Origin of the sequence: uncultured Jannaschia sp. (genome assembly GCF_947494025.1) — a bacterium.
GTDB lineage: Bacteria > Pseudomonadota > Alphaproteobacteria > Rhodobacterales > Rhodobacteraceae > Jannaschia.
On record NZ_CANLTQ010000049.1, the window covers coordinates 1 to 11,343 of the forward strand.

Annotated in this window: 12 protein-coding genes; 6 read left to right on the forward strand and 6 right to left on the reverse strand. The window is 64.2% G+C overall.

From position 1 onward, the window contains the following. Positions 1-272, forward strand: a 272-nt coding sequence (locus tag Q1B08_RS20120) for a hypothetical protein (RefSeq protein ID WP_299822810.1), incomplete at its 5' end; no start/stop codon positions are given. 401 nt (positions 273-673) lie between these two features. Here the strand turns inward: Q1B08_RS20120 and Q1B08_RS20125 are convergent. The 6 genes from Q1B08_RS20125 to Q1B08_RS20150 all read right to left on the reverse strand — a co-directional run bounded on the left by Q1B08_RS20125 (position 674) and on the right by Q1B08_RS20150 (position 6,365). Then, a complete protein-coding gene (locus tag Q1B08_RS20125) occupies positions 674-1,783 on the reverse strand; it encodes an IS110 family transposase (RefSeq protein WP_299822813.1) in 1,110 nt (369 codons plus the stop codon). A 254-nt stretch (positions 1,784-2,037) separates the two neighbouring features. Beyond that, complete coding sequence (locus tag Q1B08_RS20130; protein WP_299822816.1) at positions 2,038-3,060, reverse strand: hypothetical protein; 1,023 nt, start codon at positions 3,058-3,060, stop codon at positions 2,038-2,040. Between the two features lie 10 nt (positions 3,061-3,070). Continuing rightward, positions 3,071-4,579 (reverse strand): N-6 DNA methylase, encoded by a 1,509-nt coding sequence (locus tag Q1B08_RS20135; protein WP_299822820.1) that lies wholly within the window; start codon positions 4,577-4,579, stop codon positions 3,071-3,073. Between the two features lie 369 nt (positions 4,580-4,948). Continuing rightward, positions 4,949-5,236 carry a helix-turn-helix domain-containing protein gene (locus Q1B08_RS20140; RefSeq protein WP_299822822.1) on the reverse strand — a complete coding sequence of 96 codons (288 nt, stop codon included), beginning with the start codon at positions 5,234-5,236 and terminating at the stop codon, positions 4,949-4,951. After that, a complete protein-coding gene (locus Q1B08_RS20145) occupies positions 5,233-5,574 on the reverse strand; it encodes a type II toxin-antitoxin system RelE/ParE family toxin (RefSeq protein WP_299822823.1) in 342 nt (113 codons plus the stop codon). The genes Q1B08_RS20140 and Q1B08_RS20145 overlap by 4 nt, the downstream gene beginning before the upstream one ends. A gap of 242 nt (positions 5,575-5,816) precedes the next feature. Continuing rightward, the gene (locus Q1B08_RS20150; protein WP_299822826.1) at positions 5,817-6,365 is read right to left on the reverse strand and encodes a hypothetical protein; all 549 of its coding nucleotides are present in this window, start codon (positions 6,363-6,365) and stop codon (positions 5,817-5,819) included. Between the two features lie 66 nt (positions 6,366-6,431). Between Q1B08_RS20150 and Q1B08_RS20155 the strand changes: the two genes are divergently transcribed. The 5 genes from Q1B08_RS20155 (at position 6,432) to Q1B08_RS20175 (ending at position 11,224) form a co-directional block, all read left to right on the forward strand. Further along, positions 6,432-7,100, forward strand: coding sequence for a cyclic nucleotide-binding domain-containing protein (locus Q1B08_RS20155; RefSeq protein ID WP_299822829.1), 669 nt, complete (start codon positions 6,432-6,434; stop codon positions 7,098-7,100). Then, positions 7,097-8,413 (forward strand): hypothetical protein, encoded by a 1,317-nt coding sequence (locus tag Q1B08_RS20160; RefSeq protein WP_299822832.1) that lies wholly within the window; start codon positions 7,097-7,099, stop codon positions 8,411-8,413. The genes Q1B08_RS20155 and Q1B08_RS20160 overlap by 4 nt, the downstream gene beginning before the upstream one ends. A gap of 33 nt (positions 8,414-8,446) precedes the next feature. After that, positions 8,447-9,256, forward strand: a complete 810-nt coding sequence (locus Q1B08_RS20165; protein ID WP_299822835.1) for a hypothetical protein — start codon at positions 8,447-8,449, stop codon at positions 9,254-9,256. 123 nt (positions 9,257-9,379) lie between these two features. Beyond that, complete coding sequence (locus Q1B08_RS20170) at positions 9,380-9,760, forward strand: DUF305 domain-containing protein (protein WP_299822838.1); 381 nt, start codon at positions 9,380-9,382, stop codon at positions 9,758-9,760. Between the two features lie 450 nt (positions 9,761-10,210). Beyond that, a complete protein-coding gene (locus Q1B08_RS20175; protein ID WP_299822840.1) occupies positions 10,211-11,224 on the forward strand; it encodes an FUSC family protein in 1,014 nt (337 codons plus the stop codon). The last annotated feature ends 119 nt before the right edge of the window (positions 11,225-11,343 follow it).

Genomic DNA, 11,343 nt, shown 5'->3' on the forward strand with positions numbered 1-11,343 from the left:
TCAGTGAACGAACGACACCCGCTATGAAGAAGCAGGTGGACGCCAGTTCCTACACCATCTCTCGGGACACTACCGACTCTGGCCGGCCAGGCGATGCCGAGACGGCCGTGAAGGTGACGGGGAGCGTCGGCCCTTCCTGCGGCCCGCGGCGTTCCGGCCAGTCCTTCGAGGAAGTTGCGCTGGCTGCGGATCGAGCGCTCTACCGCGTCAATGCCCTCGGTATCTGTCGATCGATAATCGGGAACGACAGCACGTTGATGCCCGTCGACTGAGGAGGGAACCGGCGGCGGCGCTGGTAGAGCACTGTTACGCCCCATCAGCGCGAGTGTCTCATCGGCGGCGGCCAACTGCGCTTAACGATATGGCCAATAGTCTCAAGAATTCCGATGACCATTTGTCAAACATTCGGGCGCACCTTCTCGCTTGGCCGGCTGCGAAGTCGGTCAATGCGATGTGCTCGAACACGAACTGCTGGAAGGCAGGACACCGGGCTTGTCCGACGATTGCTCAAACTCCGATGCGGGGATTGGTGCCCCAGGATGAAAAGCGTCAGAGGCCTTCGTTCATTCTGCTGTCGGATGTCCGAGAGGAACTCGGATCCAAATTCTGGATCGAAGGTCTGCCTCCTGCCGCGCCCGGCGCCCAGCCCTCCAGCAACTCGTGTGATGGCGGGTCACGCAGGCTTGGGGGTCGTGCGGATGGCGATTGCCCAGATGAAACCGACCAGTTCGCGGGCGACGGCCGTTGCCGCGACATTGCTTCGCTTTCCTCGGCCCTCGAGCCGGCGGAATCGTCTGTTCAGCCGAACTTGGGCCTTCCAGGCGACATCCTTCAGCTCCTGCGCATATGGCTCGCGCTTGCGCAAAAGCATCGCGCCGACTTTCGGGGGCCAACGATAAGCCCAGGCGGCTTCCACGAGCATGGCCCGAGCAATCGTGTTGCCCGCCTTGGTGATGCCTCCGGAACGGAACTTGCCACCACTCGAATGTTCGCCAGGTACAAGACCGAGATACGCCATCAGTTTTCGAGGGGTCGCGAAGCGGGAGAAATCGCCGATCTCCGCGGCGAGCGTCACCGCGACGACAAGGCCCACTCCTTTGAAGACCTGAAGGGCATGGACAACCGGCGCCAAGGCCCAGCTGGGGACCAAGTCGGCGATCTGCTGTTCGACCTCCGATTTTCGTGCCTCAGCATGTTCCAGCCGGTTGATATAGCTTTGTAGGGCAAGTTTCTGGGCGGGGTGTTCAAAGGCCAGCGCCCCGAGCCAGCTCCGATATTTCAGCGTCCAGACCTTACCGGCACGACGAAGGCCGTGTTTGAGAAGGAACATTCGAATGAGAGATCGTCCTGCCCGCACGTCCTGCGACGCAACCTGACGCGCTCGCACCAGGTCTCGCATCGCCTCATGCGTCGCGTCAGGGACCCAGACAAAAGTGAGTTCCCCCGATCGTAGAAGACGAGCAAGCATCATGGCATCGCGGGTGTCGTTCTTCACTCTGTCGCCTGGCCGTTTGGGCGTATGACTTGGCGCCACGACCTTGCAGGCGATGCCCATCTCGGCGAGCTGCCGGTAGATGCCGTATCCGCAAGGTCCCGCCTCATAGGTGACCTCGATGCTGCCGTGCCGATGCACCAGCTTCCGAACCAGTCGCGCGACAGCGTCCGGCGTATTGTCGATCGCGCCGACTTTGCGGATCTCGCCGTCGCGACCTGCATCCTTGACTGCAACGGTTATCCCATCCTTGTGGACATCCAGTCCCACAAAGGCCTGATAGCTTTCCATCTCTGACTCCTCACCAGCAGGCCGAAAAGGAGCGCGACCTGCGATCGCTCAGCAGCAATCCTGCCAGCAGCAAGGAGCGCCACAAATGGTCATGCCATCTGTATTAATATCCACACTTCGCCCGACGCAGTTCAAAGGCGGCCCGTCCCGCTTTGAGGAGAGGCCGCGGCGAAGGCTGCGATCCATCCTTGTGGCGGAGCGTGTAGGCATGGGATTGACCTGAGGATCGGCTTTGCGAGAGTTCAGAACGAAGCCTAGGTCGCGACCTGAGCTGAGACAACTCGTTGTCGTGCCTCTCGGTGCATGTTCACCGGCGTATTGCTAAGCACATGTGTTACGAGCTTCGCCAGAAAGCCGGCCGGATCGAGATGTTCCGGCACGCGGTCCGTGAGTACCTCGACGGCAGGAAGGCTCACGACTACCTGCGCCACTGCTTCATCTTCGGCGTCTTCATCTGGCAACGCGTGATCGTCTTCGTCGGGGCCGGGCTCCTCGATCTCGTCCTCTGGTTCGGAGCCTTCGTCAGCTGCCGCGAGCTCTTCCCCGTATTCGATCAGGACGACGCAGGTAGAATGGTAGGCATCGTCCGCACGGCCGAGCTTGCCGATCTGGTCAAGCAGCCAAGCGGCGGTGTCCGGCTCCTCCTGTAGGATCGTTGAGCGAAGGCCGAAGAGGAAACCGAGCGCCGCGATCGGGTGGCGTAGCCTAAGGTTTTTCGCGTCCCCGTAGGACTCCTCGATCCTGTTCGGGGCGTTCTTACCGAACGAGGAGTCCATGCGCTTTGTTGAGATAAGCAGCTCGGGACCTGTGGGCCAATCCGTCATGATGACGTCGACCTGCTTGGAGTAGTTCTTCCCCAGGATCGAGGCACTGGAAGACGTAACGCCACGGATCGTGGCTCTCGACGCAATGCGCTCCTCCAGCTTAAGCCGTTCACGCTTCGGAAGCGACGCGAGGAAATTCACTACCGGCAGCGGCAGGATCCGCGGATGCTGGGGCCGCGGCCAGACTTGGTCAGAGACGAAGCCGGCCCGGCGCAGCTCGTAGCTGAGCCACACGTCGAGCGCGAGAGCGGGGATCCCTGATTGGGTTGGGGCTCCAAGGTGCAGAGGGACGCCGAGCAGCTTGCGCAGGACGTCGTAGTCCGGCACGAAGTGAACTTGACCGGCCTCACTACGCTCCCAAGGATTGCTGTGCTCGCCGTCCGGCGCCGCCTCGGCCACGATGTGATCGAAGAGAGGCCACGCTTTGGATGTAAGTGTTTCGCTCTTTGCCATGCCGTGGTCCTCAGGCGCGAAGGCGACGCTGATCTGCGGTATAGTGCCGCCAGCGCTGCAGCTCTGTAACCGCCTCTCCGGCAAGCTCAGCATCCAGCCGGCTAAGCGTCCCGGCGGACGGTAGGGCGATCCGGCCGGCTTCGCGGGGCTCCAGCTTCAGCATGCCTCCACCCAGGGGATGGCCTTCGATCTCACAGCTGAGCTGGAAGAACGGTGTTCGTCGGGCGGCATGCAAGTCAGTCGCTCCGGAAGCATCGCGAAAGCTCACGCAGTGGAGCGTGTTGGGACAGGTCGCCTTTGCCTCGTTGCGCACGAGCCCGATTTGGCGCCCTGACATGTAGGTCAGAAAGTAGTCAGGCGTCTTCACGTCCGGCACTGCGTACCAAGGATCCCGCATGCGACATTTGTACGCAGTTTTCGCCTCTTGGGCGGCAGCGCTGTCGAGATACCGACGCACTCCGGCGGGAAGCTTCATCCCCCGCGTAAGCCGCAGAAGAAAGATCGGTGCATCCTCTTGTTCCAGCCGTGTCACATCCGCCTTGGTCAGCACTGAAGCGGGAAGCGCCCGTCCGTTGCGGATTGCTGGCTGCAGGAGCGCACGTGGAATACCCCACGCCGCGACATCGGACCGGCGCAGATGGAAGAAACTGTTGGCACCACTGACATAGCCAATCCCGACCGAGGCGGTCTCGGACAGACGCCGGGTTCCCTCCGCTTCGATCGAAGCTCGGTAGAGCTCTCGGTGCCGACCGGCCATCAGAAACGGTCGCAGGCGCCGGTTCCAGATCCCGCGCCAGTCCGCCATCGAAATACGCAGATCGGGTCGAGGCGGCGCGTTGCACGCCTTGAAGCGATCAAGGACAGTCATCTCGATATGGTCCGTCTGCCCCCCCTGCCCTTCCGCATAGAGTAGCCAGCAGTCCTCCGAGAGCGTTGGAAACAATTTCTCTCGCACGGCCACGATCTGCACCCGTGCAAACCGTCCCGTCAGCCATTCCAGCAGCGGTGCCGCATATGGAGCATGTCCGATTTCGGCCGGGACGACGAAGGCCATACGACCTCCCGACTTCAACAAGCTACCGGCCGCGACGAGAAACGGCGCCCAAGACGAGGCAAGCCCGGAGAAATTGGCGCCGAGCTGGTTGCAGAGCTCTAACGCACGCTTGCGCACTTCTCCCTTGAAGATCTGGTAGCGGATGAAGGGCGGGTTTCCGGCCGCGCAGTCGTACCTTGCCTCTGTATGTACTGCCCACTGAAAGAAGTCGCCTTCATGGATCAGTGCGCCGGGCGCGCGCGCTTTCGCCACCGCGGCCGATGCAGGATCCTGTTCCACCCCCACCGACTTCACATGGCCCATGAGAAACCGCCCGTCTCCGCAGGAGGGATCAAGCATAGTCTCGGTCTCGTCGCGGACAGCCCAGGAAACAAGCGATCGCGCAACGGCATCAGGAGTATAGTAGGCGCCGTTAACCTTGGCGTTACGAGGCGCGTACTCGGTATGAGTGGAAGGCTTGGTCATGGAGGCTACAGTGTCAGGGCGATCATCGATGCTGAACTAGAACAAGTCGGGAACGAAATCCACCGTGCGGAGCACCTTTCGGTTCATCTCCTACGCGCCGCGGGATTTCGCCACGACCGATCGAAGGTATCTGCCAAGATCGCCAGCACACCAGCTTAGGTTCGGCGGCCGCCCTCGCAGAGCTTGTGAAACCTCTTGATGCCGTCTTTGGCGCATTGGTGGCGGCGCTATGGCCGTCGCAGATTGGATGTCCAGTTGAGCGAACAGCCACTTCGCCCCCTACCCGTTCATCGCCGCCCCGCGAGCCCGAGTCCCCGCGACAGTCCGATAAGTCGGCTTTACGTTCAGCGGGCTACTTGAGGCTTTGGATCATCGGAGAAGTTCTCCAACGACCCTCGGGTTTTTGGAGATCAGCGCAAGGAGAACCTGTGCAGGGCCTGTCGGATGGCGCCGTCCCTGTTCCCAGTTGAGCAGGGTCCCCTTCGCTACGCCGATACTGCGAGCAAACTGTGCCTGGGAGAGGCCGGTCTGGCGGCGAACCTCGGCCACATCGATGTCCGGGACCGAGATCCGATGAACCCGTGCGGTCCCCCCCTGCCCCTCCGCGAAAGCCAATGCCTCCTCGAGACCCTTGGTGATGCTGTCGTTTGCGCTCATCGTCCAACTCCATAACTTGCCACGATCCGCTTGCTCAGCTCGATGGCGGCGGCCTGTTCGGTCTTGGTCAGGTTGTCCTTCTCGTTCTTGGCGAACACCGTGATCAGGAAGATCGGCATGTGGCGGCCACCGAAGACGTAGATGGTTCTGAATCCTCCGCTCTTGCCTCCGCCCTCGCGGGGAATGCGCACCTTCCGTAGTCCACCTCCGAGCGAAATGCCGACCTCGAGATTTGCAGCAATGAACTGGATCGCTGCCTCTCGCTCGTCCTCGGACATGACCGCCTTGGCACGGCGCTGGAACTCCGGGGTCTCGACGACTGTCTGCAATCTCGTCATCGGGATCCGTATATGCGTCATTGGCATATGGGTCAACGACGCACGAGCCGATCGTTAATCGAACGATCCGGTCTCCCTATCGACAACAGATCAACCGGTTCTTGCCGAGTCAGCCGTTACAGTGACCGCCTAAACCGGCGGCCAAGAGGATCGTCGCGCGAAGTTCACCGAGCTACTGGAGCTGCTAAACAAGGCGCGAAGCAAATATTGCCGAAGGTCAGGGATGCGGGACGGGCCGGACTTCAGTGGCCGTGCGGCGACCCGCCCTTCGCGATGGCGAGATGGTGCTCTCGGTGATGGTCCTGGCTCGCCATCAGGCCGTAGAACCCGAGCCCGTGGATCCGCGCGACCGTTGCTGGGCTATCGCTCTTCACCGTGAGGACCGCGCCATCCGCGGTCGCCTCGCCCTGCGCGGTCCAGCGATCGTCCATCGCGAGCTGGCCTGCATGGGCCGGCACCATGCGGCCAAGCGCTCGGGCCGTCTCCGCGTCCCCGGAGGCGATCGCGCGCAATCCGTCCGGCAGTCGCTCCGTCCGGACGGTCGCGCGCGTGGCCAGCAAGTTCATGTCCCCGAGATGCGCGCGCAGGCCATCGAGATCGACGCGGGACCAGTCCGTCGCGGGATCGGTCTCCAGCACGGCCAAGACCTCCGATAGGGCGGCGAAGGCTCCCTGGCCCGGTTCTGTGAGGACCGTGGAAGGCTCTGAAGCGCCGCCGTGCATAAAAGCGTGGTCGTGCTGCGCGGCAACGGGCGTGGCGAGGATCAGCAAGAGGGAGAGAGACTTCAGCATGATCGGGGCTCCGTTCAATTCGCACCTCCTTGCCACGGAACCGTCCGTGACGACATGATCCTAATCATGTCCTATCCGTGGTCCGAGATATTCGGCGGTGCCCCCGAACGCAGCTTCCCTGCGGGCGCGGCCCTGTTCCGACGCGGTGATCCGGTCCAGTCCCTTTTTCTCGTGCGTGACGGTCGCGTCGCGCTGCGCCGGGCACTCGCCGATGGCGGCGCGCTCACGCTCCATGTCTCAGGCGCGGGCGACGTCGTGGCCCTCGCCTCACTCTTTGCCAACGCCACTCATTGCGATGCGGTATGCGAGACGGACGCCTGCGTCGCCGCCCGGGCCGCCGCGGCGATCCGAGACAGGCTCGGTACGTCGCCAGCGGCAAGCGCGCTCGCCGACGCAGCCCGTGAAGTGCAAGCCTTGCGCGCGAGGGTCGAAGTGCTCCGGCTTCTGCGGCTCTCGGACCGGCTCGACGCCTATCTCGATCTGAACGGCCCGCCAAAGCAAGGTGAATGGGTCCGGGTCGCCGACTGGATTGGCGTGTCCGCGCCAGCCGCCACGATGCCATGGCCACCCGGTGACACGGTCGGAGCTTGCCGCGACAAGGCCTGCTCGCGCCGCGACCCCGGGGCGGACGGTTCGTCCCCAAACGTACTCGATCTTGATCCCCGGGCCGGGGACGTCTCCCTGCACAAGGGACCCGGGCGCACTTCCCTCCCACCGACAGGAGCGACAGCATGAACGGACCAAGCAGACGAGACCTCATCGCCGGCGGACTCGCCGCGCTGGCCGGCACGGCGCTCGGCGCCGCGCCCGCGCTGGCGGAGCAGCGCAACGGCGTGTCCTTCCTGCGCGGGCCCTACAACCTCGCCCTCTTCCACCGGCACAACCGGGCCTACCGGATTGGCGCGGGCATGCATTTCTTCCATTCCAAGCAGCACGACCTGTTGCAGCTCACCCCGCTCGCCGACCACGCCGCCGTCGACCGCAGCTTCGAGGCCGAGGCCGCACGCTGGCTGCGCGAGCCGCCGCGCACCGAGCCGAAGATGGAATATTATTCGAGCTACGTCTCGCGCGCGATGCACACGCTGTTCCGGGCCATCGACTGGACCCACATGCATCACGAGCAGACCTACGACGTGATGGCCTACCGGGGCATCCCCTGGTCCGAGAAGAAGGCCTGGACCGACCGGACGGTGCGTTATTATCTGACCCGGCAGACGACCGGCCTGCCGCGCAGCGTCGCGCCGCTTGACGTGACGATGCGGCGGGCCGGGCTGATGATGAAGCCCTACTTCAACTTCTTCCGCACCTTCTATCCCCGCGACCAGTCGCTCTTCTACGTGGCCCATTGGTGGCACCCGGCGCTCTACGAGGCGCAGATGATTGGCGGCAACGAAGGCCAGGACGCCACCGTCCCTGCCGTCGTCGACCTCATGTACCGTCAGGTGATGGCGCGCCGTCCGCAGCGCATGCTGCTCTCGCGCGAGATCATGCCGCGCTATTCGCGGATGAGCCCGGAATCGGGAAACATCTTCGACAACCTGCACATGCTGCACGGGATCGCCTATTCGATCCTGGCCTACGAGGGCTGGACCGTGCGGCAGAAGCGCGACGAGATGTACCGCGTCATTCGCGCGATGAGCTACCAGCCGGGCGACGAGCGCCTGGCGCGGAAGTTCTCGATCCCGCGGCAGAACGTCGATCCGCGGACCTATCCCGGCTGGATGCGCTCGGCCGAAGGCGAGATGTCCCGCATCATGCAGGAGATGATGCAGGAGATGATGCCGATGATGATGCCGCGCGCCTCGGCCGCGGAGCGGCGTGCGGCGATGGAGCAGCTGATGAAGATCGGCCGGCTCGGCGTCGAGCGCGGCGAGGATCCGGGCTCGCTGCACGACGCGCTCATGCGGATCGTGCCCGACATGCAGGTGATGCAAGACGCGACGGAGCCTGGCGCGACGCCCGAGATGATGGTGCGGACCATGCTTCGGGGCTGGCAGTCGAAATACGGCGGCATGCGCGGCGTGCCCGGCATCGACATGACCGCCTGAGCCCTTCCAACACATTATCTGCAGAGAGATCCCATGCGCAAAACGATCCTCGCCTTCGCCCTTCTCGCCACATCCGCAGCCGAGGCCGCCGACCACGGCAATCTCGAGACGAACTTCCCCCTCGTGATCGAGGACGCCTACCCGGTCGGCCGGAACGGCATCGAGGCCCAGCTCTTCGCCCGCGGCACGCGCCTCAACGACGACCCGGAGGGCGACGGCCTTTCCGAGCTCGCGGCGCGCATCGAATGGGGGGCATTCCGGAACTTCCAGATCGCGCTCGAGACGCCCTACCGCTTCGGCTCGGGCAGCGCCGCCGACAGCGGCACGGTCGCGGTGGAGGCGCTCTACAACTTCAACACCGAAACGCTGTCCCTGCCCGCCTTCTCCGTCGCGGCGGGGCTCGAGAGACCCTACGGTCAGGACGGGGAGGATGGCGGACTCGAAGCCTCGATCGGCCTTCTGTCGACACTCTCGCTCGGCACGTCGGGGGGCGGCTCGCCCTATGCCTACGTCCCGCGCCAGCTGCATTTCAACGCGACCTACATCCACAACTTCGACCCGCTCGGCACCGAGCGCACGGACCGCTACCTGGTCGGGATCGGCTACAGCCAACCCGTGACCAACGATCTCGTCCTCGTCGGCGACCTCTACCGCGAGACCGACCGGGAGGAGGACCGCGCCCTCAACATGGTCGAGCTCGGCGGTCGCTACGTCATCACGCCCCATACCATCGTATCCGCCGGGATCGGCGTGGGCTTCGGCCCCGACCGGACGGAGGACGCACGCCTGACCCTGGGCGTCCAGCACGCGATGAGCTTCCCCTATCTCGGCGCGCCGCGGTAGCGCGTGACCCGCGCCGACACCCGTTCCCCGGATCGTGGCGAGACCGCCGCGTCCGGCCCTTACCTGCGTCGGGGCGGTTCCCGCTTTCAGAAGTGACCTTCAGTGGCACGCAGATCGATCACCTTGACGATACCCCTGGTTCTTTCGCTCGCCGCGGGGACGGGCCCGATCATGGCGCAGGACACCGCACCCATGCATGGCATGGACCACGGTACGATGGCCCCCGGCACGGTCGAGGTGACCATCGACGATGCCATGGACCGGATGATGAACGACATGCATGACGTCGAGCCGACCGGAGATCCGGATGCGGATCTCCTCCTGACGATGATCCCGCATCATCAGTGCGCGGTCAACATGGCAGAGGCCGTGATGCCGGAGATCGACGACCCCGAAGTCGTGGCGCTCGTCCGCGCCATCATCGCGTCGCAGGAGGCCGAGATCCTGGCCATGCAGGCGATGCTCGAACGGCTCGGTCATGCGACAGCCGATGACAACCCGTAGCAGGCGCCATTTCATATCCTCCGGTCGGACGCGCATCGTCACGACCAAACCCCGGGAAGATCGAACAAAAGGCAGATTGCGTACCAGCCCATGCAGGCACCCCCGTCGGAGCAGACCTGCTTTTCGAGGCGCTCTGGACGCTTGTCCCGATTTCGTCATTTCAGCCGACGTGCAGATAGAAGCGGACCGGCGAACGGATTTCGTCTGCCCGGCGGTCGAAACCCTGAGGTAGGCGAAGGCGCGGGACACGACGTCAAAATCCCCTGTTCTTTTCGGACATGCCCATAAAGAAGGAATTCAGGGTTCTGAACAGTGTTCTTGAGAGGTGCCCCAAACCGTTCGATTTAGGTCACTACGATCGCGTCCAGCCGTTCGCTGCGCCGATTTCGAACGACCGCAGCGCGGGGGCAGAGCGGACTAATCCCAGGACCCGTCCTTCGCGTTTACGAGGTGGATGACGGCAGCGGGGCTGGACACCCAGTATCCGTCAAAGGTGCTGCCAAGGTCCTCGATCTCATCGCAACGGACTACATTTGCCTTCTCAAGCGTCTTCGCAGCTTCAGCGGCGCCAGCATCGGGGCGGTCGTCGGCCTGATCGCGACATATACGCTCGGCGGGCCGGTCCTCCTGGGCCTGATCCCGGCGGTGGTTGTCACGAACACGATCGTGACGATCCGGCCGAGCTTGCGCTACGCCACCGTGACGGCCGCGATCCTTTCGCTTCAGCCGATGCCGGAACTCTCCGACACGATCGGCCGGATCGCGGCGATCTTCACCGGAACGATCATTGGCGCCGCCGCCGGCTTCCTAGTCTGGCCGATGCGGAGCCGGCGGCGGGTGGAGCTTGCCCTGCGCGATGCGCTCCGGGATTGCCGGGCGCTGCTCGAACTCATCGATCGGGGCGTGACGACGGACGAGCATCAGGAGCGGGACGCGGTGCATTCGAGGTTCCTCCGGCATCTCGAGGCGGCCCGCGCGCGCGTCCGGGAAACCCGGTTCTCGTCGAGGCTGCGGACCGGTGCCGGATTGCGCGAGGCGGTGCGGGGCGTCGAAGCCCTCTGGCACGCGCTCATCGTTCTCGATCGCGCGGTGCGGGAGGAACGGCGGGAGGTCAGCCACGAAACCCTCGAAGAGCTGCAGCCGCTGGCGGACGAGGTGCGGCGGCGGGCCGCGGACTACCTGACGGGCCTCATCGAGATCACGACGTCGCCGCAGACCGATGCGCCGGCCTCGGACGGCCTGTGCCGGGCGACACGGCGGGCGCGGTTGCGGCTGGTGGAACTGGCCAGGCGGGAGGTGTCGGAATGGCCGCTGCAGGCACGGGCCCTGCAGGCCGCCGCCTTCGGGGTGGACGAGACGGAGCGGCGGTTGCTGGCCCTGGGCAGGGCGTTGCCGAACCGCCCTGACCCGGACGAAGGCAGCAGGTCCTGGAGTGCGCGGCCGTACATTGGAACAAACTTGTAACCGACAGATCGCTGTCGCATTCTTCCCACGCTTCGGGGCGGTCTGGCGATCTCCACTTCCAGGTAGCGGCGCTCCGGCAGGCTGGGCAGGGGAGTGATCCACGGATGACAGAGGGGGAA